Origin of the sequence: Roseomonas alba, assembly GCF_019430885.1 — a bacterium.
Classification (GTDB): domain Bacteria; phylum Pseudomonadota; class Alphaproteobacteria; order Acetobacterales; family Acetobacteraceae; genus Neoroseomonas; species Neoroseomonas alba.
Map to the genome: position 1 here is coordinate 98,360 of NZ_JAHYBZ010000010.1, position 26,073 is coordinate 124,432.

General features: G+C 69.0%; 25 protein-coding genes. 13 read left to right on the forward strand and 12 right to left on the reverse strand.

All coding sequences use genetic code 11. The annotated features are described in order from the left end of the window. Window positions 1–364: 364 nt before the first annotated feature. Window positions 365–1,819: a DUF1254 domain-containing protein gene (locus KPL78_RS25130; protein ID WP_219765724.1), complete on the reverse strand. Its 1,455-nt coding sequence runs from the start codon at window positions 1,817–1,819 to the stop codon at window positions 365–367. A 66-nt stretch (window positions 1,820–1,885) separates the two neighbouring features. On the opposite strand from KPL78_RS25130, the gene KPL78_RS25135 reads away from it, so the two are divergent. From KPL78_RS25135 to ctrA, 6 genes are all read left to right on the forward strand, one after another. Continuing rightward, window positions 1,886–3,178 carry an AraC family transcriptional regulator gene (locus KPL78_RS25135; RefSeq protein WP_219765725.1) on the forward strand — a complete coding sequence of 431 codons (1,293 nt, stop codon included), beginning with the start codon at window positions 1,886–1,888 and terminating at the stop codon, window positions 3,176–3,178. A 10-nt stretch (window positions 3,179–3,188) separates the two neighbouring features. Continuing rightward, window positions 3,189–4,211: a zinc-binding dehydrogenase gene (locus KPL78_RS25140; RefSeq protein WP_219765726.1), complete on the forward strand. Its 1,023-nt coding sequence runs from the start codon at window positions 3,189–3,191 to the stop codon at window positions 4,209–4,211. Beyond that, the gene (locus tag KPL78_RS25145; RefSeq protein ID WP_219765727.1) at window positions 4,198–5,106 is read left to right on the forward strand and encodes a lipid A biosynthesis lauroyl acyltransferase; all 909 of its coding nucleotides are present in this window, start codon (window positions 4,198–4,200) and stop codon (window positions 5,104–5,106) included. Before KPL78_RS25140 ends, KPL78_RS25145 begins: the two co-directional genes overlap by 14 nt. Before the next feature lie 58 nt (window positions 5,107–5,164). Beyond that, window positions 5,165–5,614 carry an STY0301 family protein gene (locus KPL78_RS25150; RefSeq protein ID WP_219765728.1) on the forward strand — a complete coding sequence of 150 codons (450 nt, stop codon included), beginning with the start codon at window positions 5,165–5,167 and terminating at the stop codon, window positions 5,612–5,614. Window positions 5,615–5,635: 21 nt separating this feature from the next. Then, window positions 5,636–6,526 carry an alpha/beta fold hydrolase gene (locus KPL78_RS25155; RefSeq protein ID WP_255569424.1) on the forward strand — a complete coding sequence of 297 codons (891 nt, stop codon included), beginning with the start codon at window positions 5,636–5,638 and terminating at the stop codon, window positions 6,524–6,526. A gap of 143 nt (window positions 6,527–6,669) precedes the next feature. Continuing rightward, window positions 6,670–7,410 (forward strand): response regulator transcription factor CtrA, encoded by a 741-nt coding sequence (gene ctrA, locus KPL78_RS25160; RefSeq protein WP_219765729.1) that lies wholly within the window; start codon window positions 6,670–6,672, stop codon window positions 7,408–7,410. A 242-nt stretch (window positions 7,411–7,652) separates the two neighbouring features. On the opposite strand, the gene KPL78_RS25165 is transcribed toward ctrA, so the two are convergent. The 6 genes from KPL78_RS25165 to KPL78_RS25190 all read right to left on the reverse strand — a co-directional run bounded on the left by KPL78_RS25165 (window position 7,653) and on the right by KPL78_RS25190 (window position 13,809). Further along, a complete protein-coding gene (locus KPL78_RS25165) occupies window positions 7,653–8,480 on the reverse strand; it encodes a CheR family methyltransferase (protein WP_219765730.1) in 828 nt (275 codons plus the stop codon). Beyond that, the gene (gene cheB / locus KPL78_RS25170; RefSeq protein WP_255569425.1) at window positions 8,477–9,580 is read right to left on the reverse strand and encodes a chemotaxis-specific protein-glutamate methyltransferase CheB; all 1,104 of its coding nucleotides are present in this window, start codon (window positions 9,578–9,580) and stop codon (window positions 8,477–8,479) included. The genes KPL78_RS25165 and cheB overlap by 4 nt, the downstream gene beginning before the upstream one ends. Further along, window positions 9,577–9,960 carry a response regulator gene (locus KPL78_RS25175; RefSeq protein WP_219765731.1) on the reverse strand — a complete coding sequence of 128 codons (384 nt, stop codon included), beginning with the start codon at window positions 9,958–9,960 and terminating at the stop codon, window positions 9,577–9,579. The genes cheB and KPL78_RS25175 overlap by 4 nt, the downstream gene beginning before the upstream one ends. A 10-nt stretch (window positions 9,961–9,970) precedes the next feature. Further along, window positions 9,971–10,453 (reverse strand): chemotaxis protein CheW, encoded by a 483-nt coding sequence (locus KPL78_RS25180; protein ID WP_219765732.1) that lies wholly within the window; start codon window positions 10,451–10,453, stop codon window positions 9,971–9,973. 15 nt (window positions 10,454–10,468) lie between these two features. Beyond that, window positions 10,469–13,069 carry a hybrid sensor histidine kinase/response regulator gene (locus KPL78_RS25185; protein WP_219765733.1) on the reverse strand — a complete coding sequence of 867 codons (2,601 nt, stop codon included), beginning with the start codon at window positions 13,067–13,069 and terminating at the stop codon, window positions 10,469–10,471. 122 nt (window positions 13,070–13,191) lie between these two features. Continuing rightward, window positions 13,192–13,809: a histidine phosphotransferase family protein gene (locus KPL78_RS25190; protein WP_219765734.1), complete on the reverse strand. Its 618-nt coding sequence runs from the start codon at window positions 13,807–13,809 to the stop codon at window positions 13,192–13,194. A 99-nt stretch (window positions 13,810–13,908) separates the two neighbouring features. On the opposite strand from KPL78_RS25190, the gene KPL78_RS25195 reads away from it, so the two are divergent. The 7 genes from KPL78_RS25195 to KPL78_RS25225 all read left to right on the forward strand — a co-directional run bounded on the left by KPL78_RS25195 (window position 13,909) and on the right by KPL78_RS25225 (window position 20,171). Beyond that, window positions 13,909–14,064, forward strand: a complete 156-nt coding sequence (locus tag KPL78_RS25195; RefSeq protein WP_219765735.1) for a DUF3553 domain-containing protein — start codon at window positions 13,909–13,911, stop codon at window positions 14,062–14,064. Next, window positions 14,061–14,816 carry a sulfite exporter TauE/SafE family protein gene (locus KPL78_RS25200; RefSeq protein WP_369412851.1) on the forward strand — a complete coding sequence of 252 codons (756 nt, stop codon included), beginning with the start codon at window positions 14,061–14,063 and terminating at the stop codon, window positions 14,814–14,816. Before KPL78_RS25195 ends, KPL78_RS25200 begins: the two co-directional genes overlap by 4 nt. 57 nt (window positions 14,817–14,873) lie before the next feature. Next, on the forward strand, window positions 14,874–15,890 hold the full coding sequence (moaA, locus tag KPL78_RS25205) for a GTP 3',8-cyclase MoaA (RefSeq protein ID WP_219765736.1): 1,017 nt from the start codon (window positions 14,874–14,876) through the stop codon (window positions 15,888–15,890). Between the two features lie 4 nt (window positions 15,891–15,894). Continuing rightward, window positions 15,895–16,287: a hypothetical protein gene (locus KPL78_RS25210; RefSeq protein ID WP_219765737.1), complete on the forward strand. Its 393-nt coding sequence runs from the start codon at window positions 15,895–15,897 to the stop codon at window positions 16,285–16,287. Window positions 16,288–16,849: 562 nt separating this feature from the next. Further along, a complete protein-coding gene (locus KPL78_RS25215; RefSeq protein ID WP_219765738.1) occupies window positions 16,850–17,704 on the forward strand; it encodes a carbon-nitrogen hydrolase family protein in 855 nt (284 codons plus the stop codon). After that, window positions 17,701–18,459, forward strand: a complete 759-nt coding sequence (locus tag KPL78_RS25220) for an NAD kinase (RefSeq protein ID WP_219765855.1) — start codon at window positions 17,701–17,703, stop codon at window positions 18,457–18,459. Before KPL78_RS25215 ends, KPL78_RS25220 begins: the two co-directional genes overlap by 4 nt. A 515-nt stretch (window positions 18,460–18,974) precedes the next feature. Further along, window positions 18,975–20,171 carry an MFS transporter gene (locus tag KPL78_RS25225; RefSeq protein WP_219765739.1) on the forward strand — a complete coding sequence of 399 codons (1,197 nt, stop codon included), beginning with the start codon at window positions 18,975–18,977 and terminating at the stop codon, window positions 20,169–20,171. A gap of 99 nt (window positions 20,172–20,270) precedes the next feature. Here the strand turns inward: KPL78_RS25225 and KPL78_RS25230 are convergent, their stop codons facing one another. The 5 genes from KPL78_RS25230 to KPL78_RS25250 all read right to left on the reverse strand — a co-directional run bounded on the left by KPL78_RS25230 (window position 20,271) and on the right by KPL78_RS25250 (window position 25,967). Next, window positions 20,271–21,308: an ABC transporter ATP-binding protein gene (locus KPL78_RS25230; RefSeq protein WP_219765740.1), complete on the reverse strand. Its 1,038-nt coding sequence runs from the start codon at window positions 21,306–21,308 to the stop codon at window positions 20,271–20,273. Then, window positions 21,305–22,294, reverse strand: a complete 990-nt coding sequence (locus KPL78_RS25235; protein ID WP_255569426.1) for an ABC transporter ATP-binding protein — start codon at window positions 22,292–22,294, stop codon at window positions 21,305–21,307. Before KPL78_RS25235 ends, KPL78_RS25230 begins: the two co-directional genes overlap by 4 nt. A 124-nt stretch (window positions 22,295–22,418) precedes the next feature. After that, window positions 22,419–23,348 (reverse strand): ABC transporter permease, encoded by a 930-nt coding sequence (locus KPL78_RS25240; RefSeq protein WP_219765742.1) that lies wholly within the window; start codon window positions 23,346–23,348, stop codon window positions 22,419–22,421. Further along, window positions 23,345–24,352 (reverse strand): ABC transporter permease, encoded by a 1,008-nt coding sequence (locus tag KPL78_RS25245; RefSeq protein WP_219765743.1) that lies wholly within the window; start codon window positions 24,350–24,352, stop codon window positions 23,345–23,347. Before KPL78_RS25245 ends, KPL78_RS25240 begins: the two co-directional genes overlap by 4 nt. A gap of 16 nt (window positions 24,353–24,368) precedes the next feature. Beyond that, complete coding sequence (locus tag KPL78_RS25250) at window positions 24,369–25,967, reverse strand: ABC transporter substrate-binding protein (protein WP_219765744.1); 1,599 nt, start codon at window positions 25,965–25,967, stop codon at window positions 24,369–24,371. Window positions 25,968–26,073: the final 106 nt, after the last annotated feature.

Below are 26,073 nucleotides of genomic sequence, written 5' to 3' on the forward strand. Positions count from 1 at the left end.
ACGATCGGAGGGGCTCCGCGCCGAACCACCCCGCCATTGGGGTCCTATCGACGTTGCATCACAAGGCCGATGGATGCCCCTGCTGCTTGAACCAGCCGGACCGCAATCCTTTGGCGTTGGGCATGACTGCCGCGCTGTGCCCATCACGCGCGCGTGGTGCGCAGATGCGGGTTTCGGCACGGCATTCTGCCGATAGCGCGCAATGCCAAGTCGAGGTTTCCAAAGGCCTTTCGGCCTTTGGTGGGGAGAGCCCGAGAGGGGCAAAGCCCCTCTCGGTTCCACAGCCCCGCATTGACGCCCTCACGCCGGAACCGCCCCTCACGTCACCATGGCTTCGGCGCCGCTGCGGGACGGCCCGACAGGTTCAGCTTTTGACCACCGGCGGCGGGGCCCAGGTGCCGTCCAGGATCGACGGCGGGGTCCGGTTCGGCCAGTAGAGCCGCATGGTCATCGCGAAGGGCGCGGCCGGGGCGGGCAGCCAGTTCGACTCCTTTTCCGCGCCCGGCGAGGCGTGCTGGAAGTAGAGCGTCAGCGAGCCGTCCTGATTGTATTTGAAGGTATTCCGCGTGCTCAGCGTCAGCCGGTTGAGCGGGTTCGGGTAGAACCACAGGCCGTTGTCGATCTGGTACATGGTGATCGACCAGAAGCCCATCTCGTTGAGCGGCGGCAGTTCGCCCCGCTTGAAGGTGAGGGTGTAGCCCTTCGTCCCGCTCAGCGCCTCGCCGGTGCTGTCGACATAGACGGTCGGATAGACGGACACCTCCGGCTGCTGCGAGGGCCAGCCATTCGAGGCCCAGATGGCGCGCGTCAGGTAATCGGTGCCGTAGATCGCGCCGCTCGTCGTCACGCGCCAGCCGTTGCGGTCCTGGCCTAGATTGGCCCAACCCGCATTGAGCCGGTCGGTAACGACCTGCGGCACGTCGCGCAGCGCGGCCTGCACGGCCGGGGAGAGCTTCGACATCTCGAAGGGCCGACCCGGCACCAGGCCGATCTTCGCCATCCGCTCGATCATCGGCGCATCTTCCGCCGCGGGGACCGCCGCCGCCGGGATCAGCCGGGTCATCCAGTTGAAATAGCCTTCGAGGCCGAGGCTGAGGATCACCTTCTGCGGGGCCTCGCGATGCGGAATGCCGGCATCGACGACGGGCGGCGCGGCGAAGGTGAATGGCTTACCCCAGGAGGACAGCGGCACGACCTTGTACTGGTCCTGCAGCCGGTGGACGATGGCGAGATCCTCGGGCGTATCGAGCGCATAGGTGCGGCCGAGCACGCCGAGATAGCGCGTCGGATAGGCGATGTGGACCATCCCCGGCGGCACCTGGCCCTGCCAGCCCGGACCCGTGAAGAGGTAGGTCGCCGCGGCCGTCCCGGTGGTGTTGGTCCCGACGCTATGCTTGACCACCATCCAGAGGTCGATCAGCTCGAAGTTGAAGAAGCGGCCCTTGATCTCGGGATGGCTGAACACCTGCGGCTCCTGCAGGTCGAGCCAAGCCATCGAATAGAGCGTGTCGGCATTGGTCGCCGAGACGCCGCGATAATCCGCCGGCGGATAACCACGGACGTTGAAGAAGGAACCGAGCGGCGCCTGCATCAGGCCCTGCTGGGCCACGTTGCTCATCTGCAGCCGGGTGATGTCGGTCGTCACGAGCGAATAGCCGTAGATGTAGGCATCGATGGCGATCTGCCGCGCCTCATCGGCGCCGATTGTCTGGGCCATGGCGGCACGCGGCGCGAGGGCTTCCGCCGCCAGGGCGGTCGTCGCGGTGGCGGCCAGAAGGCCGCGGCGGGACAGCGTGTCGAAGCGGGTGGGTGCGGTCATGGCAATGTCCTTCATCAGCCGCATCCGGTGCGTCACGCCGCCAGGGCCGACGCGGAGGAACCCCGGATGGGTTTTGGCGACGTCGTAGTCGTGCGAAAGACGTCGCGCTTATCCTTTCTCGCCAATCGGACGATGATCTCAAGGCCTCACGAATCCCTGCAACGCGTTGGCCCGCTCGCCGTCGTCCCGGCCGTGCTGCGCGAAGCCGGGGTCGATGCGGAGCCGATCCTCGCCGGCCTCGGCCTCAGCACAGAAGCGATGCAGCGCGACGCGTGGCTGCCCTACGGCACGCTGGTCGCCCTGCTTGAGCGCGGCACCGAGGCCACGGGCCGGTCCGAGTTCGGGTTGCGCGTCGGGCTCGCGAACGACCATCGCTGTCTCGGGGCGGTTGGCGCACTGATGAGCTCTGCGGCGACACTCGGCCAGGCGCTCCGCGACTATGTGAGCGTTCAGGGTGGGCTATCGAGCAGCGGCAGCGCCTATCTGATCCCGCTGGATGACTATGTCGCCTTCGGCTACGGGATCTACGATCGCTTCACGCCGACCGCACTGCAGGTCTACGGGGTCTATATCGGCGCCGCCCTGCGGATCGTGCCCCTGCTGTCCGGGGGTGCCGTCCATCCGATCGAGGTGCAGTTTTCGGGACGCATGCCGCCCGACGGCCGTGGCTTCGAACGGCTCGCCGGCGTTCCGGTGCGCTTCAACGAGCGCCAGACCTGCCTTCTCCTGCGTCGAAGCGACCTGGCGGCGCCGAACCCGTCCGCCGACCCCGCCGCGCACCAGCGGCTGCTCGCGCAGGTTGCCGAGCGATTGGGGCTCGACCTGCAATCGGCCGCGGCGCGGCTGCGCCATGCGCTCCGCCCGGCGCTGAGCCTCGGCGAGACGACGCTCGAGGAGCTCGCGCACGGCCTCGGATTGTCGTCGCGGACGCTCGACCGGCGGCTGGCCGCGGAGGGCACGAGCTTCGTGCGGGAGCGCGACGCCGTCCGTGCCGTCATGGCCGAGGAGTTGCTGGCGCTGACCGACCTCACGATCGGCGAGGTCGCCAATGCCCTGTCCTACGCGAACCACAGCGCCTTCGTCCGCAGCTTCCGTCGCTGGAGCGGCGTGACGCCGTCCGCGTGGCGACCCGCCCGGGCCCTAGATGGCGTGGCAGAGGGCGCCGAACCGGGCAGGCCATTCTGGGTGCTGGGCAGGGCGGATCGCTCCGCTTATAGGAAGGCCCGCACCGCCCGGCGCCAAGTCGAGGTGTCCAGAGGCCTTTCGGCCGACGGGTCCCCATTGAGGTTGCAAAGCAACGTCACTGGGATCCCTGGGCGGGGTGGTTTGGAGGGGCAGAGCCCCTCCAATTCTGACTGACGGGAAGCCCATGCGCGCACTTCGCCTTCATGCCGACCGCGACCTTCGCCTGGAAGACGTCGCCGACCCGCCCCCGCCCGCCCCGGGCGAGGTGACGCTGCGCATCAAGGCGGTCGCGCTGAACCACATCGACGTCTGGGGCTTCCGCGGCATGGCCTTCGCCAAGCGCGAGATGCCGCTGACCGTCGGCGCCGAGGCGGTGGGCGAGGTCATCGCCGTCGGCGAGGGCGTGTCCGACTGGAAGGTCGGCGACCGCGCCGCGCCCTATGGCGCGCTGACCTGCGGCAAGTGCCGCCGCTGCCTTGCCGGGCAGGACAACCTTTGCGAGGACGTCCGCGGCGTGAAGGGCTTCCATGTCGGCGGTTTCGCCTGCGAGAAGGTGAACCAGGAAGCCCGCCTGCTGGTGCGCGTGCCGGAGGGAATTTCGTGGGAGGACGCCTCCTGCGGAACCATCACCTTCTCCACCGTCGAGCACATGCTGTTCGACAATGCGAAGCTGGAGCCGGGCGAGACCATCCTCGTCCACGCCGCGGGATCGGGCATCGGCACGGTGGCGGTGAAGATCGCCAAGGCCATGGGCTGCACCGTCATCGCCACCGCCGGCGATGACGAGAAATGCGCCAAGGCCAAGGCGCTCGGCGCCGATGTGGTGGTGAACTACTCGACGCAGAACTTCCCGACGGTCGCGCGGCGTGCCACGAACAAGGTCGGTGTCGATGTGGTGTTCGAACATGTGGGCGCGTCCACCTGGTCGGGATCGCTGCTGTCGCTGCGCATGGGCGGGCGGCTGGTGACCTGCGGGTCGACCTCCGGCGTGTCCGCCGAGACCAACCTGATGATGCTGTTCCAGCGCCAGTTGCGCATCTTCGGGTCCTTCGGCGCGTCGATGCGCAACATCGCCGACGGCTACGACAAGATGGCGCGCGGCATCCTGCCGGTGCTGGACACGGTGCTGCCGGTGGAACGCTTCACGGAAGGGCTCGACCGGCTGGAAAGCCGCCGCGTCTTCGGGAAGATCGTTGTTACGCTTTAAGTACAGGCTCTGGCTCTTCGCGGACAAACTGTTCGGGCTCCTGGTCCGTGCGGTCTTCGCGCTGCTGCGCCTGCTCGGCCCCGATGCCGGACCGCGCATCGGGGCGTGGATCACGCGCAATCTGGGGCCGTTCACGGGGGCGAACCGCATCGCGCGGGACAACATCGCCGCCGCCTTCCCGGAGAAGACCGAGGCCGAACGCGCGGCGATCCTGACCGAGGCCTGGGACAATCTCGGCCGCGTCGCCTGCGAATACGTCCATATGGACCGGATCTGGGACTTCGATCCGGAGCACCCGGACAGGGGGCGCATCACCGCGACGCCCGAAACGGTCGCGCTGTATGAACGCCTGCGCGAGGACGGCAAGCCGGCCATCGTCTTCTCGGCGCATCTGGCCAATTGGGAATTGCCCGCCATCGCCGCGACGAAGCATGGCATCCACAGCGCGGTGCTGTATCGCACCCCCAACAGCCCGGCCGTTGCCAAGGCCATCCTCGAACTGCGCCGCGACAGCATGGGCCAACTGGTGGCGGCGGGGATGAGCGCGCCCTTCAAGCTCGCCAAGGCGCTCGAACGCGGGCTGCATATCGGCATGCTGGTCGATCAGCGCTTCGGGCGCGGGCCGCGCATCACCTTCCTTGGCCGGCCGGCCCAGGCCAATCCGCTGCTGGCGCAGCTCGCGCGGCGCTTCGACTGCCCGGTGCATGGCGCGCGCGCCATCCGGTTGCCCGATGGCCGCTTTCGCCTGGACCTGACCGAGGAGATCGCCCTGCCGCGCGACGCCGAGGGCCAGATCGACGTCGAGGCCGCGACCCAGGCGATGAACGACGTCATCGCCGGCTGGATCCGCGAATATCCCGGCCAGTGGCTCTGGATGCATCGCCGCTGGCGATAGCCTTGCGCGGCCGGGGGCCGCGCGCCAGCCTCGTTGCGCTCAGAACGCGCGAGGCCCCATGCATCGCATCGCCCTTCTTTCCATCCTGCTGATCCCCGGCACCGCCCTGGCCGAAATCGCCTGCCCGGCCACCATCACGACACCGGTGATCGACGCCGCCGGCTGGATCGTCGAACCGCATCCCTCCCCCACCGGCTTTCCCTTTCGCGGCCCGGACGCGCCGGGCCGCAGGACCTTCGAGGGCGTAATCATCGTCGATGGCGGCCCGGGCGACCTGCGCGCCGAGGCACCTGGCTCACTGGTGCCCGATGAAAGCACCATGCGTGAAGGCCGGCTCCGCCAGCGCTGGGATCTATCGGACGGCAGCCCGCGCGGCTTCCTGATCGTCTGCCGCTACCGGGGCACCGCGACAGTGCTCGCCCAGGTGCTGCCGAGCAGCACCCGCGAATGCGTCCAGCTTCTGCCCGGCCGCAACGCGACGAGGGCACTGTCCGCGTCCTGCCACTGACCCATGCCAGAAGGAACACGCATGACCCACCACATGATCACCGCCGGCGTGCTGGATATCGCCGTCGAACTGCATGGCCCGGAGTCCGGCACGCCGGTCATCCTGCTGCACGGCTTCCCTGACGATGTACGCACCTATGACGGCGTCGCCGGTCCGCTGGCCGAGGCCGGCTTCCGCGTCGTGGTGCCGTATCTGCGCGGCTATGGCCCGACGCGATACCGGGACCCCACCACGCCGCGGTCGGGTCAGCAGGCGGCGCTGGCCGCCGACCTGCTGGCGCTGATGGACGCCCTGGGGATCGGCCGCGCCCTGCTCGCCGGCTATGACTGGGGCGGGCGCGCCGCCTGCATCGTCGCGGCGCTGTGGCCGGAGCGCGTGATCGGGCTGGTCTCGGCGGCCGGCTACAACATCCAGGACATCCCGAACGCCCTGCGCCCGGCCGATCCGGAACGTGATTTGCGCTACTGGTACCAATGGTACCTGCACACCGAACGCGGGGTCGCCGGCCTCACCGCCAACCGCGCTTCCTTCTGCCGGCTGCTGTGGAAGCTCTGGTCACCGACCTATCCGCTGACCGACGCCGAATACGCGCGCACCGCGGCCAGCTTCGACAATCCCGACTTCGTCGCGACCGTCGTGCAGTCCTATCGCCATCGCCACCAGGCCGCGCCCGGCGACCCGACACTGGAGGCGATCGAGGCGCGCCTCATCGCCCAGCCGCCCATCACGATCCCGACGGTGGTGCTGCACGGAGCGGATGACGGGGTCGACCCACCGGCGAACAGCGAGGGCTGCGAACGGCATTTCACCGGTCCGTTCCGACGGATCGTGGTGCCCGACGCGGGCCATTTCCTGCCCCGCGAGGCGCCACAACCGTGGGTAGCGTCCCTCAAAAATCTCGCGGATAGGTGACCATAAACAAACGTCTCATAAACAGAGCTTTAGACGATTTTTCAGGTTTACGCGTTATTCTTGACGCAGACCGGTGGTGAAAAACCGCTTGAGGATACGCGCATAGGTGGTAATCTACGCCCATAGAGTGAGAGGGCACCAAAATGCGCGTCTTATTGGTTGAAGACGATCTCACAACTGCGCGCGGCATCACGATGATGCTTCGCCAGGCTGCGATGATCGTGGACTCCGCTGACACCGGCGAAGAGGCGGTCGAACTCGCCCGCCTTTACGATTACGACATCGTCATCCTGGATCTGATGTTGCCGGACATCGACGGTTCCGAGGTGGTCCGCCGCCTCCGCGCTGCGCGCATCGAGACGCCCGTCCTCATCCTCTCGGGCATTTCCCGCCCGCAGACGAAGGTGAAGGTCTTCGGCATGGGCGCCGACGACTTCATCACCAAGCCCTTCGACCAGCAGGAGCTGGTAGCCCGCATCCATGCCATCGTCCGCCGCGCCAAGGGTTTCAGCCAGCCGACGCTGCAGGTCGGCCCGCTGAACCTGAACCTCGGTTCGCGGGAGGTGACGGTCGATGGCCGCCCCGTGCATCTGACGGGCAAGGAATACGCGATCCTCGAATTGCTGGCCCTGCGGAAGGGGGTGGTGATGACGAAGGAAGCCTTCCTCAACCACCTCTATGGCGGCATCGACGAACCCGAGGTGAAGATCATCGACGTCTTCATCTGCAAGCTGCGCAAGAAGCTGGCCCAGGCTGGCGCTTCGGACCTGATCGGCACGGTCTGGGGTCGCGGCTACGTCCTGCGTGATCCCGCGGTCGCCCGTGCCGCCGGCTGGCAGGCCGGCACCGCTCCCGCCGCAGGCATCGACGTCCGCGCCGCCTGAACGAAAGGGGGCCTTGCCCCCTTCTCGCACGGGGCGGCATCTCCGCGCCCCGGTCCAAATCCCTCGCGCCTTTCGGGCAGGGATCGTCGCAGCAATGGCCAAGGTGGCATGCCCCCTTCCGTCATCGCGACCGCCCTACGAATCCCGCACCGCAACCATCATCCCGGTCCGCGCACCAAGGCGCAGCATTCCGCAGGATCGCGGTCCCGCAGCATGTGGCGGCACCGGCGATGCCTTTCCCGTCAGCTCGCCCGCGCCGCTGGCCTGGCCGGCTCATAGACCCCGCGCTCGCCCGCCGCCGGCACCAGCCGGTCGGTGAGGCCCAGCACCGTCTCCGCCCCGCCCAGATAGACCACGCCATCCGCGGCCACCTGCCCGGCCAGCGCCGCCAACACGCGCGTCTTGGTCGGTGCGTCGAAGTAGATCAGCACGTTGCGGCAAAAGACCACGTCGAAGCGCCCGAGCCCGCGCAAATCGTCCAGCAGGTTGAAATACTGCCAGCGCGTCATGGCGCGCAGCTCCGGCGCGATGCGCCAGCGCGTGCCTTCCTGCCGGAAGTGCTTCACCAGCATCTGCACCGGCAGGCCGCGCTGCACCTCGAACTGCGTGAAGAGGCCATCCTGCGCCCGAGCCAGCATCTCCCGCGAGATGTCGGTGCCCAGGATCTCCACCCGCCGCCCGCCCAGCAGCGGCGCGAGTTCCGCCGCGACCATCGCGACCGAATAGGCCTCCTGCCCCGAGGAGCAGGCCGCCGACCAGATGCGCAGGGGCTGGCCCGGCGCCCGCGCCGCGGCCAGGCGCGGCAGCAGCTTCTTCAGATGGTCGAAGGGCTTGCCGTCGCGGAAGAAGGAGCTCTCATTGGTGGTCAGCGCCTCCACCATCTCGGCGATCAGCGGCTCCGCGCCGGCCCCGCGCAGGCGCAGCGCCAGCGCATCGAGGCTCGGCATGCCTTCCCGCCGCAGCAGCGCGCCAAGCCGCGTCTCCAGCATGTAGCCTTTGTCCGCGGTCAGCACGATGCCGGAGCGCGCCTTCACCAGCCCGGCGAGGAAATTGAAGCTGTCCGGCGTCATGCCATCATCCTCTCCGCCGCGGTGGCGGCAATGCGTTCGGCGAGCGCCTCCGGCGGCGCGACCAGCAGCGGCAGGCCGGCGCGCGTCACCGCCCCGGGCATGCCCCAGACCACCGAACTGGCTTCGTCCTGCGCCAACACCTGGCCCCCGGCGGCGACCACCGCGCGACAGCCTTCCAGCCCGTCCTGACCCATGCCGGTCAGGATCACCGCCAGCACCCGGCCGCCGGCGGCACGCGCCGCGCTGCGCAGCATCGGATCCACCGCCGGGCGGCAGAAATTCTCCGGCGGATCGGTGGTGATACGCGCGCGGAAGCCGCCCGGCACGGCCTCGACCAGCAGATGCCGATCCCCTGGGGCGAGATACACCCGCCCCGGCGCCAGCACCTCGCCATCCTGCGCCTCGGCACAGCGCATAGCGCCGGCACGGTCGAGGTGCTCGGCCAGCATGGCGGTGAATCCCGCCGGCATGTGCTGTACCACCGCGACCGGCACGGGCAGGCGCGGCAGGCGCTTCAGCAGCGTCGCCAGGGCCTGCGGCCCGCCCGTCGAACAGCCGATGGCGAGCAGCAGGGGCCGCGCCGTTGACCCGCGCGCCGTCGCCGCTGGTCGCAGCGGCGCCGGCGCCGGTGTCGCCACGGCCGGGCGCGTGGCCCGCTGCCGTTCCCGCCGCTTCATCCGCGCCCAGCCGCGCACCTTGGTCAGCAGTTCGGTGCGGAAGGCCGGATCGGCCGCGCCGCCGCCGCTGCCCTGCGGCTTCGGGATGTAGTCCACCGCCCCGGCCGCCAGCGCCGCGATCGCCGCCTTGGCCCCGCGCTGCGTCAGCGCGGAGGCGACGATCACCGCCGCCCCCGGCGCCGCCTTCAGGATCAACGGCAGGGCGGTCATGCCGTCCATCACCGGCATTTCCAGGTCGAGCAGCACGACATCCGGCCGTGTCTCCGCCAGGGCGGCAAGCGCCGCCTTGCCATCCGCCGCGCGATGCACCACGCGGATGCCGGCTTCCGCCTCGAGCAACCGGGCGAGGATCGCGCGCACCGTCGCGCTGTCGTCGCACAGCATCACCCGGATCTCCTCCGCCGCCGGGGGCGGTGAGGTCATGCCGCTTCCTCCAGCAGGCCAGCCTGGGTGAACTTGTCGCGGATGATCTCCGCGTCGAAGGGCTTCATCACATATTCCTGGGCGCCCGCCTCCAGCGCCTCCAGGATGCGCGTCATCTCGGCCTCGGTCGTGCAGAAGACGATGCGCGGATGGTCCGGCCCGAATTCCTGCCGTGCGGCGCGCAGGAAGGTGATGCCGTCCATCACCGGCATGTTCCAGTCGAGCAGCACGCCATCGGGCAGGCTTTCGCGGCAGGCGTTCAGCGCCTCCTGCCCGTCCTTCGCCTCGCGGACGGAAAAGCCGAAGCCTTCGATGATGCGGCGCGCGGCCTTACGCACCACCAGGCTGTCATCGACCACGAGGCAGCTTCGCTGCGCCATCCCCGCCTCCTCAGCCGATCGCCAGCACGCGCCCGACATCGAGCGCGATGACGAGCTGCCCCTCCTGCCGGTGCACGCCCTTCGACACCTCGCGCCACAGCGGATCGAGGGTCGGCGGATTGGCGGCGAAGTTGCGCGCCGGCAGCGGCACCACCTCCCCCACCTGATCGACGAGCAGGGCGTAGAGCTCGCCATGCTGTTCGACGACGACGCTCATCGCCGGCGGTGCCTCAGCATCGCGCGCCGGCAGACCGAGCCGCAGCCGCAAATCAAGCGCGGTGACGATGCGCCCGCGCAGGTTCAGGCTGCCCGCGACCTCCCCCGGCGCGAGTGGAATGCGTGTGATGGCGTGCGCGCCGAGCACGTCGCGCACCATCATCACCGGCACGGCGCAGGCCTGGCCGGCGACGGTCAGCGTCAGGAAGACATCCTCCTCCTGCGGCGCGGCGAGATGGGCGGGTGGCGCGGCCTTCGCCGCGATGGCGGTCTGCATGGTCGTGTTCCCCCCTCAGGCCGCGAGCGGCGCCGACAGGCAGTCGGCGAGCGAGCGCAGCAGCGCCTCGCGGTCGTATTTCGCGACATAGTCGGTGAAGCCGGCTTCCCGCCCGCGCGCCACGTCGGTGGGCTCGGCGCGGGAGGAGAGCGCGATCAGCGGCGCCTCGGACCAGGTGCCCCCGGCGCGCAGCGTCTGGGCGAAGGCGATGCCGTCCATCCCCGGCATCTCGATGTCGGAGATGATGGCGTCGAAGGGCACACCCTCCTCGCGCAGCTTCAGCGCGGCGACGGGATTCTCCAGTGCCGTCACCTCATAGCCGCCGGCCGACAGCGCGGGCACGACGAGGTGGCGGAAGAAGGCGCTGTCCTCGACCAGCAGCAGGCGCGGGCGGGTGGCATCGGCACGGCTGGGGCGGTTCGGGCGGAACCAGTCCTCCCCGGCCTGGGCGAGCCAATAGGCGGTGTCGATCACCTCGGTGACACGGCCGGCGATGACCGCGCTGCCGATATATCCGGGACGGCCGGTGCCGGGCTGGATCTCCAGCGTCTCGTCCAGCACGTCGAGGATTTCCTCGACGGCGAGGCCCATGGCGCGGTCGTTCTCGGTGAAGACCAGCACCGGCTGGCGTGTCGCGCCTCCCGGCGGCATCCAGCCGGCGCTCAGCGGGACGACCGGCATCAGCCCGCCGCGATACTGCACGACCGGCGTCAGGCCCGACATCTCGATGCGCTCGCCCGGAATGTCCTCGAGCCGCGCGATGAGGCCGAGCGGCACCGCCTTCGGCCCGCCATCGCCGGCGCGGAACAGCAGCAGCGCCGTGCTGGCGTCGGACCGCATGCCGACGGCGGGCACGCCGCGCCGCTCCTCCTCGGCCGTGGTGTCGAGACCCACCCCCGCCGCGCGCGCGATGCCGTTGGGGTCGAGGATCATGATCACCGACCCGTCGCCGAGGATGGTGTTGCCGCTGAACATGGTGATGTGCCGCAGGATCGGCGCGACCGGCTTCACCACGATCTCCTCGGTGTCGAAGACACGGTCGAGGATGATGCCGAAGGCCTGGCCGCCCACCTGCATCACCGCGACGAAGCCTTCATCCTCGCTGGCCGGCGGCAGGCGCAGCAGTCCGGCCAGCGAGACCAGCGGCAGCAGCCGGTCGCGCAGGCGCAGCACGGCGGCGTCCTTGATGCGTTCGATGCGCGGCGCGCCGTCCTGCGCTGCACCGACGCGCACGAGTTCCACCACGCCGATCTGCGGCAGGGCGAAGCGTTCCCCCCCGGCCTCGACGATCAGCGCCGAGGCAATGGCCAGCGTCAGCGGGATCTTGATGGTGAAGGTCGTCCCGCGCCCTTCGCGCGAGGTCAGTTCGACCGTGCCGCCGATCTTCTCGATGTTGGTCTTCACCACATCCATACCGACGCCGCGGCCGGAGACGGCGGTCACCTGCTGCGCGGTCGAGAAACCCGGCGCGAAGATGAAGGCCAGCACCTCGCGCTCGCTCATCTGCGCGAGCTCGGCCTCGGTGGTCAGGCCGTTGGCGAGCGCCTTGGCGCGGATCTTCTCCACCGGCAGGCCACGGCCATCGTCGCCGACCTCGATGATGATATGCCCGCCCTCGTGATAGGCGTTGAGGATGATGCGTCCGGTCTCCGACTTGCCGGCGGCGCGGCGATCGGCGGGGGATTCCAGCCCGTGGTCGCCGGAATTGCGCACCATGTGCGTCAGCGGGTCGCGGATCAGCTCCAGCACCTGGCGGTCGAGTTCCGTCTGCGCGCCACGCATGTCGAGCTCGATCTTCTTGCCCAGTTCGTGCGACAGGTCGCGCACCAGCCGCGGCAGCTTCGCCCAGGCATTGCCGATCGGCTGCATGCGCGTCTTCATCACCCCTTCCTGCAGGTCGGAGGTGATGTGCGACAGCCGCTGCAGCGGCACGGCGAAGGCATCGGACTGATGCGCGCGGGCGAGCTGCAGGAGCTGGTTGCGTGTCAGCACGAGCTCGCTGACCAGCGTCATCAGGTTCTCGAGCACCTCGACCGAGACGCGGATGGTCTGCGGCGCGGCCACCCCCCCGGCGCCGGGTGCCGCGGCATCCGCGGCGGGATCATGGGCATGCGCCTCGACGGGATGGGCGTGTTCCTCGGCCGGTGGCGCGGCGGCCACGACCGGCGCGGCGGGCACCACGGGGGCGGCGACGGCGACCGGCTGCGGCACCTCGACCGGCGGCGGCACCGCCGCGACCTCGCCCTCCGCCGCGGCATTCAGCGCGGCGATCAGCGGCGCATCCTCCCCGACGGGCTCGTTGCCGTTGGATTCGATCCCCGCGACGATCGCCTTCACCCGGTCGAGCGCCGAGAGGATCAGCGTGATCCCCGACGGCGTGACCGGCAGCGTGCCGTCCCGGTAGCGGCCGAGCACATTCTCCGCCGCATGGGCCACCGCCTCCAGCCGCGACAGGCCGAGGAAGCCGCAGGTCCCCTTGATGGTGTGGACCAGGCGGAACACTTCCGACAGCGTCGGCTGGTCGTCCGGCGAGCGTTCCAGCCGCACCAGGGCGGAATCGAGGGCGACCAGCCCCTCATGCGTCTCGGTGAGGAAATCCGCCAGCAGGTCGTCCATCGCAGCCCTCGCGTTTCGAGGGCGTCAGGATCGCGCGGGCCTGCCGAAGAATCGGTAAAGTGGTGGACGGATGTCAGCGCCCGTCCGGGAATGCACCGGTCGGCGCATTCCCGGACGGGCCCTCAGCCGGTCATGGTCAGCATCAGCGGCCCCGCCGCCTGGCCCGGCGGCACCGCGAGGCTGAGCCGCACCCCCGCCGCCGCGGCGACGGTGCAGAGCCAGACGACCATGACCTCCCGCCCCATCGGATCGGGCGGCATCTCCCCGGCGATGGCCCGCACCAGGCCCGGCGGCCAGGCGGCGCGCTGCCCGTCGGGCCAGACCGCGAATTCGCGCCCCGGTTCGCCCGCCAGGCACACCCGGCCACCGCGCGGCAGCGATTCGCCGCCGAGCAGCATCGCCGCCAGCACCACCGGGATCATGTCCTCGGCGAGGACCAGCGCCGGATCGAGCCCGCCCGTATCCGCCGAGGCGCGCCCGCCGGACAACTGCCCGTCGAGCAATGCGAGGGTCGAACCGAGCGTCGCCTCCCCCTGCCCGCCCAGCAGGGCGCGCCACAGGATCAGCCGGCGGCGCAGCACATCGGCGGCGTCCTGGGCCAGGGTCGCGGCCTCGCCGCCCACGCCCTCCATCATGTCGAGCGCGTTGGCGATGGTGCCCACCACGCCACCGAGATCATGGCAGAGACGCAGCCCCACGAGCCGCGCGAGGGTCAGATCGGCCGCCGGCGGCACCGTCATTGTTTCGGGCATCCCTTGCAACATGGGCGCGGACGGTATCCTCTGCGACCCTGACGCCACCTTACCGGCAGGGCCGTGACCGCTACCATCGAACCAGGCATGCGCGTGCGCCTCCCAGCGCGACCGGATTGGGGGACGGGACAGGTCCAGTCCGTGGCAGGGCCGCGCATCACCGTCAATTTCGAGCATGCCGGCAAGGTTCTGATCAACGCAGCGGTGGTCGAACTCGAACCGGTGGACGACGACCCCCGGTGAGTGGCCTCATCGAGACGGCAACCGCGGCCCTGGCTGATTGGCGCCTGCTGGCCGCCGCGCTCGCCACGGTCGTGGCCGGGCTGATGCGGGGTTATTCCGGTTTCGGTACAGCCGTGATCCTCGCGCCGGTCTATTCGCTGCTCTGGGGACCCCGCGCCGGCGTGCCGGTGATGCTGCTGATGGAACTGGTGGTCTCGGTGCAGCTGCTGCCATCGGCGCTCAAGGAGGCCGATCGGCGCGTGGTGCTGCCGCTGGGCGGGGCGGCGGCGGTCGCAACGCCGCTCGGCGCCTGGATCCTGTTCACGGTGGATGGCGAGGCGCTGCGCCGGTTCATTGGCGGATTCGTCCTGGTTTTCGGCCTGCTGCTGATGTCGGGCTGGCGCTACCACGGGTCCCGCCCGCTGGGTCTCAACATCGCCATCGGCACCCTGGCCGGGCTGCTGAAGGGCTCGACGGGCATGAGCGGGCCGCCTGTGATCCTCTACCTGCTGGCGGGGCTCGAGGACGCGAAGCGGCATCGCGCCAATCTCATCATGTTCTTTGCGACGATTGCCATCGTCTCGGTCATCGCGCCGGTTCTGGGCGGGCTGGTGGACATGACGGCGCTGGTGCGGCTCGCCGTGATGCTGCCGCTCATGGCGGTCTCGGTGCCGATGGGCGCGCGGCTGTTCCATGTAATCCCGGTCCGGCTCTACCGGCCCTTCGCCATGGGGGTATTGCTGGCAGCCGGCGCGCTGGCCTTGTTTGGCTGAACCCCAGCAAGGGACTTGCGGGCATGGCCCCTCCGGCCCCAAATCCAGACCATGGCCATGACCGATACCACCGCCGCCGGGCTGACCGACCCCTTCGGGCGGGCGGTGACCTATCTGCGCGTTTCGGTGACGGATCGCTGCGATCTCCGCTGCGTCTATTGCATGGCGGAGGATATGACCTTCCTGCCCAAGCGGGAGATCCTGACGCTTGAGGAAATCGACCGGCTCTGCGGCGCCTTCATCGCCCTCGGCACCGACAAGATCCGCCTCACGGGCGGGGAGCCACTTGTCCGCAAAGGCATGATCAACCTGGTGCGCAGCCTCGGGGCGCGGATCGGCGACGGCGGGCTGCGCGAGCTGACCATCACCACCAACGGCACCCAGTTGCCGAAAATGGCTACCGAATTGTTCGACGCCGGTGTGCGGCGCATCAACGTCTCGCTCGACACGCTCGACCCGGCCGTCTTCGCCGCCATCACCCGCTGGGGGAAGATCGACCAGACGCTGGACGGCATCTTCGCCGCCAAGGCTGCCGGCCTCGCCGTGAAGGTCAACGCCGTGGCGCTGAAGGGCGTGAACGAGGACGAATTCGACCGCATGATCGCCTGGTGCGGCGAGCACGGCCTCGACCTCTGCCTGATCGAAACCATGCCGATGGGCGACATCAGCGGCGACCGGACCGACCAGTACCTGCCGCTGTCCCTGGTGCGGTCCCGCCTGCGCCAGCACTGGACGCTGGAGGAGAGCGACTACCGCACCGGCGGCCCGGCCCGCTACGTCACGGTGAAGGAGACCGGCCGGCGGCTCGGCTTCATCACCCCGATGACCCACAATTTCTGCGAGAGCTGCAACCGCGTGCGCCTGACCTGCACCGGCACGCTCTTCATGTGCCTCGGCCAGGACGACGCGGCGGAATTCCGCGAACTTCTTCGCGACCCCGCCGTGGATGATGCCGGCCTCGCCCAGGCGATCCGCGACGCCATCACGCGGAAGCCCAAGGGGCATGACTTCGTGATCGACCGCCGGCACAAGCGCCCGGCCGTCGCACGCCACATGAGCATGACGGGCGGCTGAGAGAATGCTTCAGGACCTGGTCGACAAACTCGCGGTGCCCGGGATGCCGCCCTGGGTCAGTGTGGTGCTGCTGGTCGCGATCGCGATTTCGGTCCTCGCCTTCCTGGCCATGCCCTTCTCGGTCTTCGGCGTGAAATCCCGGCTGGAGGCGATCGAAGCCGAACTCGCCGACCTGCGCGCCGACCTCCGCAGCATGATGCGCCAGGGCCCGGCCCTGTCCGCCGCGCGCGCGACGGTCGAGGAAGACTATGTCGCCCCGCCCCGCGCCGCCGTGCCGCGGACGCCGGATTTCGATCCGCGTGTGGCCCCGCCCGTGCCGCCGCCGCCCGCTCGCCCGGCGCGCAGCGGGCGTGCGGAGCCGCGGCTGGATTGGCCGAAGGCGGATAGGGGGGCGTAGGAGGGTTTCGCGGAAGCGCCGCCAGGGCTGGCGGATGTCCCTATTGCCCCACTGAGGCATCGGAGGGGCTTTGCCCCTCCAAACCACCCCACCGAAGGCCACAGGGCCTTTGGCAACCGTCACTTGGCGCCGGGTGCAGCAGGCTGAATGCGTGCCGAGACCCGTCCTGGCGCACCGAGCGCGCTTGGTGGATCTGGGATGTCCATTGTGCCCAATGCCAATGGACTGCGGTCCAGGATACCCAGCATCCAGGGGCACCCATTGGCGCTGCAATGCAACGCGAATGGGACCCCGATGGCGGGGTGGTTCGGGAGGGGGCAGAGCCCTTCAGGTCGCGCCCCCAAATGGCCTTTGAAGCCCAACGCTGAGCACCCTACAGCGCCATCCGGATCCCGGGCATGGCTGTTGCGCCGAACCATCATCACACCCCCACTGCGCAAGAACGCCGTTCGGCGCTTATCCTGACCTGGGCGCTCGGCGCCGGATCGAGGTTTCCAAAGGCCCTTCGGCCTTTGGTGGGGTGGTTTGGAGGGGCAAGGCCCCTCCATTCTTCGGGGGCGTCATGCGTGTATCCGTGATTCAGATGAACCAGGGCAGCGACAAGCCCGCCAACCTGGACCAGGCCCGCCGTCTGATCGAGGCTGCGGTCGAGGCCGATCGTCCCGGCCTGGTGACCCTGCCCGAGACCTGGACCAACCTCGGCGGCGGCCGCGATTCCCGCCGCGCCGCGGCCGAGATCCTGCCCGCCCCCGGCGGCGAGGGCGGCCCGGCCTATGAGATGCTGCGCGGCCTCGCACGCACCCATGGCATCACCGTCCATGGCGGGTCGATCATCGAGGATGGCGGCGAGAAGCTGTTCAACACGACGCTGGTCTTCGGTCCGGACGGGACCGAGATCGCCCGCTACCGCAAGATCCACCTGTTCGACATCACCGCCCCTGACGGCACCGGGTACAAGGAGAGCGCGCTGTATGGCGGCGGGTCGGACCTCGCCTTCTTCGAGGCCGGCGGCATCCGCTTCGCCTGCACCATCTGCTACGATATCCGCTTCCCGGAATTGTACCTGACGCTGCGGCGGATGGGGGCGGAGGCGATCCTCGTGCCGTCCAACTTCACGCTGCAGACCGGCAAGGACCATTGGGAAGTGTTGCTGCGCGCCCGGGCCATCGACACGCAATGCTGGATGATCGCCGCCGCGTCCTACGGCACCTATGACGAGCGCGGCACGACGCGCAGCGTCTATGGCCATTCGCTGATCGCCGACCCCTGGGGCCATGTCGTGGTGAAATGCTCCGACGGCATCGGCTGGGCCACGGCGCGTATCGACCCGAAGCTGACCACGCGCGTGCGCGCCGGCATGCCGCTCGAGGAGCATCGCGAGGCCGCGCGCGCCTGGCGCGCCAAGGCCGGCTCGTGAAGCTCGCCATCCTCGCCGCGCACAACGAGGCCGCCCGCATCGCGCAGGAGGTCCTCGCCGCGCGCTACGGCGCGGCATCGCCTGACAAGGCGGATGTGGTGGTCGCCCTCGGCGGCGACGGCTTCATGTTGGAGACGCTGCACCGCTTCCTGCGCCGCGGCGTGCCGGTCTATGGCATGAATCGCGGGTCGGTCGGCTTCCTGATGAACGACTATCGCGAGGAAGACCTGCCTGAGCGCATCGCCGCCGCCCAGGAAGCGACGCTGCACCCGCTGCGCATGATGGCCTTCTGCAATGGCGGCCCGCCGGTCGAGGCACTGGCCATCAACGAGGTCTCCCTGCTGCGCGAAAGCCGCCAGGCGGCGAAGATCCGCATCCTGGTGGACGGCAAGCAGCGTCTCGCGGAACTGATCTGCGACGGCATCCTGATCAGCACGCCGGCGGGCAGCACGGCCTACAACCTGTCGGCGCACGGGCCGATCGTGCCGCTGGGAGCGAACCTGCTGCCGCTGACGCCGATCTCCGCTTTCCGGCCGCGGCGTTGGCGCGGCGCACTGCTGCCCTCGGAAGCCGAGGTAGTGTTCGAGATCCTGGAGCGCGACAAGCGGCCCACGGCGGCCGTGGCCGACTACACCGAGGTGCGCGACGTCAGCCGCGTCGAGGTGCGCGAGGCGCGCGACGTGTCCCTCACCCTGCTCTTTGATCCCGACCACGGGCTGTCGGAACGCATCATCGCCGAACAGTTCACGGTGTGAGAGCAGATGGCGGAAGATGGGAGGGGCTTTGCCCCATAGACGCCGCCTTTCGGTGAGCAAGGGCGATTGGAGCGGGGCTCTGCCTCTCTCCAGACCTCACCCGGCCACGGGAACCCGTTCACGTTTCAGGCGGGAACCCATCGGCCGCAGGGCCTTGGAGAACCTCCACTTGGCGCTGGGCGCGACTGGCAGAATGGTGCCGAAACCCCCTCCTGTGCACGAAGCGCGCTTGGCGCGCGAAGCATGTTCGTCGCGCTCGACGCCAATAGATTGCCGTCCGGGTGCTCCAAGCAGCAGGGGCACCCATTGGCGTTGCGAAGCAACGTCAATGGAACCCCGGTGGCGGGCTGGTTTGGAGGGGCAGAGCCCCTCCGACTTCCACCGCAGCGGATCGATTCAGATCATCGTGAAGATCGTCGGAACCCGTCTCTGGCGCGGGACAACACGCACGGAACATCCATGAGAAGCTGCACCCGCACATTGCGGAAGTCCGCCCGGCACCGGAACCCGCCCCATTGAGCGAGGCCCGCGGCATCCCCGACCGCACGCTGTTCTGGGGCATGGCGACCACGCAGCTCATTGGCTGGGGGACCATCCATGTCCCCTTCCCCCTCCTGGTCGCACCGATCGCCGACGAACTCGGCTGGTCGCGCGTACTGATCAACGGCGCCTATACCGCGGGGCTTCTCGCCGCGGGCCTGGCTGCGGTGCCGGCGGGCCGCTGGCTTGACCGGCACGGGCCGCGGGGGCTGATGAACACTGGCATGCTCGGCGCCGCCCTGCTGCTGTTCGCCATGAGCCTGGTGCAGCACCCGGCGGCCTATGTCGCGATCTGGATCCTGCTCGGGCTTGTGCAGGCCATGTGTCTCTGGGGCACGGCGATGGCGGTGGTGGTGGCGGAGGCGCGCGACGTGCGGCGCACCGTCACCTCCATCACCTTCGTCACGGGCTTCACCGTCACCGTATTCGTCCCGCTGAGCGGGGCGCTGATCGACTTGCTCGGCTGGCGCGGCGCCGTGCAGGTGCTGGCGTTGATGCAGCTCGGCGCGGCCTTCGGGACCGTCGTCATGCTGCGGGACGCCCGGGTGCCGGCGCGCGGGGTGACGGTGCGGGCCGGTCCCGGGCTTCGCGCCCGGCTGAAGGAGCCAGCCTTCCTGGGCCTCGCCCTGTGTTTTTCCGCGCATGCCTTCATCGGCATGGGTCTCGGAGCGCATCTGATCCCGCTGCTGCGCGCGCGAGACTGGCCGGAAGCGACGGTTCTGCTGATCGCCGCGGCTCATGGCCCCGCCCAGGTCACCGCGCGGATGCTGCTGTTCGCCGCGGGGCGACGCGTGACCATGCGCAGCGTCGGCTATCTCGCCTCCTGCCTGGTGCCGGTCGGGATGCTGGCACTCGCCACCGGCCCGACGAGCCTCGCGCTCACCGCCGTCTTCGTCCTGTGCTGGGGCATGGGGGACGGGCTGCTGACCATCGTGCGCACCGCCGGCGCCGCCGAGATCCTGGGACGCGAGGGGTTCGGCGCCATTTCAGGCGCGCTGTCCGCCATCACGGTCGCACCGCGCATGGCCGCGCCACTGCTGCTGGCCCTGCTGTGGGAGGCCGCCGACGGCTACGGGCCGGTGCCCTGGCTGCTGGCGGGCGTCGGCCTCGCCGTGGCGGGCGGCTTCATCCTCGCCGCGCGGCAACCCGATGGCGGCGTCAGCGCCCGCTGACGCCTGCCCCGACGCCGCCGCCGACATAGGCGCCGCGCGTGCCGCCGCCGCGCTCGCAGCCCGCCACCAGCAGGACCGCGAGCACGACCAGCAACCGCATCACGCCGCGTCGTTCAGGTGGCAGGCGCTGCGCTGGCCCGGCGCGACTTCCTTCAGCACCGGCTTCTCCACCCGGCAGCGGTCCATCGCATGCGGGCAGCGCGGATGGAAATGACAGCCGGGCGGCGGGTTCAGCGGCGAGGGAATCTCCCCCTTCACCGCCGAGAAGGCCCGCTTGCGGCTCTCGATCCGCGGCACGGAGGCGAGCAGCGACTGCGTGTAGGGATGGTTCGCACGGGTGAAGACCGTCTCGGTATCTGCCTCCTCCACCACCCGGCCGAGATACATGATCACGACGCGATCGGAGATGTGCTCCACCACGCCCAGGTCGTGGCTGATGAAGAGGTAGGTGAGGTCGAGTTCCGTGCGCAGCCGGATGAACAGGTTGAGGATCTGCGCCTGGATCGACACGTCGAGGGCGGCAACCGCCTCGTCGCAGACGATGAAGTCTGGCTTCACCGCCAGCGCGCGGGCGATGCCGATGCGCTGCCGCTGCCCGCCCGAGAACTGGTGCGGGTAGCGCCGCTTGAAGGCCGGATCGAGGCCCGCGCGGCGCATCTGCTCATCGACATAGGCGTCGTAACCGCTGCGGCTGACGATGCCATGGACCAGCGGCGCCTCGCCCACGATGTCCGCGACCTTCATGCGCGGATTGAGCGACGCATAGGGGTCCTGGAAGATCATCTGCGTGCGCAGCTTCAATTCCCGCGCCGCCGCGGAACCGCGGTCGAGCAGGTCGGTGCCGTCGCGCAGGATGCGCCCGTCCGAAGGCGGCATGATGCCCGCGACCATGCGGCCGAGCGTCGACTTGCCGCAGCCGGATTCGCCGACCAGGCCAACCACCTCCCCCTTGCGGATGGTGAGGTCGACATTGTCGACGGCGTGCACGACTTCCTCGCGCACATTGGCGCCGAGCCGCTGGGCGATGCGCCCGGCGAAGTCGAGCTTCTTCTCGAAGCGGCGGGAGATGCCGCGCAGTTCCACCATCGGCGCGCCGGCATCGATGGCACGCGGGGGGACGGTGACGGTCTCGCTCATGCCGCCTGCTCCGTCGGCGTGTTCATGGGAATGAAGCAGCGCGCCTCATGTCCGGGCTGGAGTTCACGGATGCCGGGCTCGGTGAGGCAGACATCGGCGGCGCGCGGACAGCGGGTGCGGAAGGCACAGCCCGGCGGCAGGTTCAGCAGGGACGGCGTCATGCCCGGGATCTGCCGCAGCGGCTCGCCGCGCTTGTTGCGCGACGGGACGGACCCGATGAGCCCGGCCGTATAGGGATGCAGCGGCACATCGAGCACCTGGGAGACCGGCCCCTTCTCGACGACGCGGCCCGCATACATGACCGCGACATCGTCGGCGAGGCCGGCAACGACGGACAGATCGTGGGTGATCCAGATCAGCGAGGTGCCGGTGGTCGAGGCAAGCTTCTGCACCTCGGCGAGGATCTGCCCCTGGATGGTGACGTCGAGCGCGGTGGTCGGCTCATCCGCCACGATCAGCTCGGGTTCGTGCAGCAGCGCGATGGCGATCGCCACGCGCTGGCGCATGCCGCCCGAGAACTGGTGCGGGTAGGACATCAGGCGCTCATCCGGGGATGGGATGCCGACCATGCCGAGCGTGTCGCGCGCGCGCTGGCGGGCTTCCTCCCGGCTGACCTTCTTGTGCGCCAGCACTGTCTCGATCATCTGGGTGTCGACGCGCAGGACCGGATTGAGCGTCATCATCGGGTCCTGGAAGATCATGGCGATGCGGTTGCCGCGCAGGTCGCGCATCTCCCGCTCGCTCATCTTCGTCAGGTCGCGGCCGTGGAACAGGATCTCCCCGCCCACGATGCGGCCCGGCGAATCCACCAGGCCGAGAACGGAGAATCCCGTCACGGTCTTGCCCGAACCGGACTCGCCCACCAGGCCGAGCACCTTGCCGCGCTCGACGGTGAAGGACACGTCGTCGACGGCCTTCACCACGCCGGCGCGGGTGAAGAAGTGGGTCCGCAGGTTGCGGACCTCGAGGGTCGCTGCCGCGCTCAAATTCTGCAACTCCAGCAAACCGGTCGCGAAGCGACCGGCGCGCGCTGAACGCGCGTCGCGTCAGCACACCAGTGTGTAGGCGCGAAAGCCAAGCCGGCGGAGCCGGCGTCCGGCGTTTGAGGGCTCATTTCTTGAGCCGCGGATTGAGGACGTCACGGAGCTGATCGCCCATCAGGTTGATCGACACGATCGTGACCAGCAGCGCGATGCCGGGATAGAAGCTGATCCAGTACTTGCCGGACAGCATGTACTCATAGCCATTGGCGATCAGCAGGCCGAGCGAGGGCTCGGTGATCGGCACGCCTAGGCCGAGGAAGGACAGCGTCGCCTCCAGCGCAATGGCGCGCGCCACCTGCATGGTGGCGATGACGATCAGCGGCGGCAGGCAGTTCGGCAGCAGGTGCCGGAACATGATGCGGTGCGTCGGCAGGGCGAGGCACTGCGCGGCCTCGATGTACTCGCGCCGGCGTTCGACCAGCGCGGTGCCGCGCACGGTGCGCGCGTAATAGGCCCATTCCACGATGACCAGCGCGATGACGACGTTCATCACGCCCTTGCCCAGGAAGGCGAGGATCATCAGCGCGACCAGGATCGACGGGAAGGAGAGCTGCAGGTCGACCAGGCGCATGATGACCGTGTCGGTCCGCTTGCCGACATAGGCGGCGAGCAGGCCGAGCGAGGCGCCCACGATGCAGGCGATGAGCGCCGAGCCGGCGCCGACCGTCAGCGAGATGCGCAGCCCGTACATGATGCCGGAGAGCATGTCGCGCCCCTGGTCATCCGTGCCGAGCAGGTAATTGAAGGTGTCCGACCCGTTGCGCGACCCCGGTTCGAGCCGCCCATCCATGATGTCGAGCTGGGCGAGGTCGTAGGGATTCTGCGGCGCGATCCAGGGGGCCAGGATCGCGATGATGGCAATGATCGCGAAGACGACCAGCCCCAGCAGCGCGACCTTGGATTCCGCGAACTCGGAGACGAATCGCCGGAACGGCGTCTCGACCTTGTCCTTGCGCGGGGCGGCGGGCGCCGCCTCGCCGATGGCGGACTGGCTCATGTGCCCTTGTTCTCCAGCCTGACGCGGGGGTCCAGCAGCGAGTAGGTGAGATCGACCACGAGATTGATGGTGATGAACATCAGCACGATGATCATGAGGTAGGCGACGATCACCGGGCGATCGAGCACGTTGATGCTGTCGATGATCAGCTTGCCCATGCCCGGCCAGGCGAAGACGCTCTCGGTGACGACGGAGAAGGCGATGGTCGAGCCGAGCTCCAGCCCCACCACCGTCACCACCGGGATCAGGATGTTCTTGAAGACGTGCACGAAGGTCACGCGCGCCGGCGACAGGCCCTTGGCGCGGGCGAACTTCACATAGTCCATCAGCATCGTCTCACGCACACCCGCGCGGGTCAGGCGGATGACGAGGCTGATTTTGAACAGGGCAAGGTTGATTGCCGGCATGACCATGTGCGCGAGGCCATCGGTCGTCAGGAACGACCACTGCACGCCCGAACTGCACGGCGTGATGCCGATGAAGCCGAGCACGGAGCAGGTCTCGCCGCGACCGGTGGACGGCAGCCAGCCGAGCTGCACGGCGAAAACCATGATCAGCATCAGCCCGACCCAGAAGGTCGGCAGGGAGAAGCCGAGGATCGACCCCGCCATGATGGTCTTCGACGCCGGTGAATTCGGCCGCAGCCCGGCATAGAGGCCGAGCGGCAGGCCGATCAGCAGCGCGAGGAAGGTCGCGCCGAAGGCGAGTTCCAGCGTCGCCGGCATGCGCTGCAGGATCAACCGCAGCGCCGGTTCGTTGAACACGAAGGACCGGCCGAGATCGCCCTGCAGCGCATTGGTCAGGAAGACCAGGTATTGCTGCCACAGCGGCAGGTCGAGGCCGAGCGCGCGGATGGCGCGCTCGCGCTCGATCTGGTCGGCATCGGGGCTGATCAGGATCTCGACGGGGTCGCCGATGGCATAGACACCAATGAAGACAATCAGCGACATCGCCAGGACGACGAAGAGCGCCTGGATCAGACGTCGAACGAGATAGACGGTCACCTGATCAGCCCTAGGTTCAGCGAGCCGCCGGACGCAGATCCTGCGCCCGGGTCAGCTCGTCGTTGCGTGGCGTGTGTTCGAAGCCCCGCCGCGCCGCCCAGATGTTGGTCTGGATGTGCAGCGGGATCACGCCGACGTCGGTCATAGCAATCCGCATGCCTTCGATGACCTGCTGCTCACGCTTCGCCTCATCCATTTCGGACAGCGACTGCAGCAGCAGCGCATCGACCTGCGGATTGGAATAGCGCCCGCGGTTCGACGCACCCCAGCCGCGATCGCGGTTCACCGTCGCCATGATGTTGCGCAGCGGATGCGACCCGTCCGGGTTCGAGCCCCAGCCGATCAGGAAGGCGGAGTACTCCGAGCGGCCGGCGCGGCCGACGAAGGTGGTCCAGGGCTGCGCCTCGACCGCGGTGCGGACGCCGATGCGCGTCCACATCTGGCCGACCGCCTGGATGATGCGCGAATCGTTGATGTAACGGTCGTTCGGACCGTTGAGCTGGATGCGGAAGCCGTTCGGATAGCCGGCCTCGGCGAGCAGCCGCTTCGCGCCGTCCGGATCGTAGGCGGGCGCGGGCAGGTCGGCGACGAAGCCGAAGACACCCTCGGGCAGGAACTGGTTGGCCGGCGTCGCCGCTCCTTCCATGATCCGGTCCACGATGGCGCGGCGGTCGATCGCCATGGACAGCGCGCGACGCACGCGCACGTCCTGCAGCGGATTGCGGCCCAGCGGCTTGCCGTCATTGTCCGTAATGAAGGGGGAGCTCTCGTTCGCCTGGCGCAGGTGATCAAGGCCGAGGAATATCAGCCGCAGGCCCGTCGTCTCCGAGAGATGCACGCGGTTGTCGGCGCGCAGCTTCGCGAGGTCCGAGGTCGGCACCTGGTCGATCAGGTCGACATCGCCGGCGAGCAGCGCCGCCGTGCGCGCCGCATCGTTGGTGATCATGCGGTAGTTGACGCGCTGGAACGGCGCACGGTCGCCCCAGTAGCCGTCGAAGCGCTCGAACTCGATGCGGTCACCGTTGCGGTGCGACACGGCGCGATAGGGGCCGGTGCCAATCGCCGCGCGGAGCGAATTGAAATCCTCGGTCGTCGCGCTCTCCGCCGTCTCCTTGTCGATGATGCGGACATTGGTCATGTCCAGCGGCAGCAGCGGATAGGGCTCGCGCGTATGGAAGCGGATGGTCAGCGGATCGACGATCTCGATGCGCTCGATCGGCCGTGCATAGGCCGCGTAGGAGGACGGGCTGTTCGGCACGTTCGGCAGGCGGCCAATGGTGAAGGCGACGTCCTCGGCGGTGAAGGCGTTGCCGTTCTGGAAGCGCACATTCGGCCGCAGCTTGAATTCCCACACTGTGGGCTCGACGACGCGCCATTCCGTGGCGAGGCCCGGGATCTGCCGCGCGCGGGCATCCGTGTTCACCAGCCGGTCGAAGATGGTATCCGACACCGCGTTGTTCGGCGAAAGCTGGTGATAGTGTGGATCGAGCGACGTAACCGGGGCACCAACCGCGATGGTCGCGGTCTGCGCGCGTGCGTGGCCCGCGGCCAGCGCGAGGCCGGTCGCTGCAATGGCGATGGCGGCCGCCTTGGGCCGCCGAAGGTTCCGCTTCATTCTTTGCCTCCCGACATGTGTCAGAAGCGCGGTTTGTAGCAGCCCACCCGAAGGCCCGCTAGGTTGACGCCGGCGAACAAGACCTTGCCGGAGAGACCTGAATGAT

What these genes read in the sequence shown, in the direction of transcription:
- KPL78_RS25130 (WP_219765724.1), bottom strand. Translation starts at nt 1,819, where the DNA reads ATGACCGCACCCACCCGCTTCGACACGCTGTCCCGCCGCGGCCTTCTG.
- KPL78_RS25135 (WP_219765725.1), top strand. Translation starts at nt 1,886, where the DNA reads ATGGGTTTTGGCGACGTCGTAGTCGTGCGAAAGACGTCGCGCTTATCC.
- KPL78_RS25140 (WP_219765726.1), top strand. Translation starts at nt 3,189, where the DNA reads ATGCGCGCACTTCGCCTTCATGCCGACCGCGACCTTCGCCTGGAAGAC.
- KPL78_RS25150 (WP_219765728.1), top strand. Translation starts at nt 5,165, where the DNA reads ATGCATCGCATCGCCCTTCTTTCCATCCTGCTGATCCCCGGCACCGCC.
- KPL78_RS25155 (WP_255569424.1), top strand. Translation starts at nt 5,636, where the DNA reads ATGACCCACCACATGATCACCGCCGGCGTGCTGGATATCGCCGTCGAA.
- ctrA (WP_219765729.1), top strand. Translation starts at nt 6,670, where the DNA reads ATGCGCGTCTTATTGGTTGAAGACGATCTCACAACTGCGCGCGGCATC.
- KPL78_RS25165 (WP_219765730.1), bottom strand. Translation starts at nt 8,480, where the DNA reads ATGACGCCGGACAGCTTCAATTTCCTCGCCGGGCTGGTGAAGGCGCGC.
- cheB (WP_255569425.1), bottom strand. Translation starts at nt 9,580, where the DNA reads ATGACCTCACCGCCCCCGGCGGCGGAGGAGATCCGGGTGATGCTGTGC.
- KPL78_RS25175 (WP_219765731.1), bottom strand. Translation starts at nt 9,960, where the DNA reads ATGGCGCAGCGAAGCTGCCTCGTGGTCGATGACAGCCTGGTGGTGCGT.
- KPL78_RS25180 (WP_219765732.1), bottom strand. Translation starts at nt 10,453, where the DNA reads ATGCAGACCGCCATCGCGGCGAAGGCCGCGCCACCCGCCCATCTCGCC.
- KPL78_RS25185 (WP_219765733.1), bottom strand. Translation starts at nt 13,069, where the DNA reads ATGGACGACCTGCTGGCGGATTTCCTCACCGAGACGCATGAGGGGCTG.
- KPL78_RS25190 (WP_219765734.1), bottom strand. Translation starts at nt 13,809, where the DNA reads ATGACGGTGCCGCCGGCGGCCGATCTGACCCTCGCGCGGCTCGTGGGG.
- KPL78_RS25195 (WP_219765735.1), top strand. Translation starts at nt 13,909, where the DNA reads ATGCGCGTGCGCCTCCCAGCGCGACCGGATTGGGGGACGGGACAGGTC.
- moaA (WP_219765736.1), top strand. Translation starts at nt 14,874, where the DNA reads ATGACCGATACCACCGCCGCCGGGCTGACCGACCCCTTCGGGCGGGCG.
- KPL78_RS25210 (WP_219765737.1), top strand. Translation starts at nt 15,895, where the DNA reads ATGCTTCAGGACCTGGTCGACAAACTCGCGGTGCCCGGGATGCCGCCC.
- KPL78_RS25215 (WP_219765738.1), top strand. Translation starts at nt 16,850, where the DNA reads ATGCGTGTATCCGTGATTCAGATGAACCAGGGCAGCGACAAGCCCGCC.
- KPL78_RS25230 (WP_219765740.1), bottom strand. Translation starts at nt 21,308, where the DNA reads ATGAGCGAGACCGTCACCGTCCCCCCGCGTGCCATCGATGCCGGCGCG.
- KPL78_RS25240 (WP_219765742.1), bottom strand. Translation starts at nt 23,348, where the DNA reads ATGAGCCAGTCCGCCATCGGCGAGGCGGCGCCCGCCGCCCCGCGCAAG.
- KPL78_RS25250 (WP_219765744.1), bottom strand. Translation starts at nt 25,967, where the DNA reads ATGAAGCGGAACCTTCGGCGGCCCAAGGCGGCCGCCATCGCCATTGCA.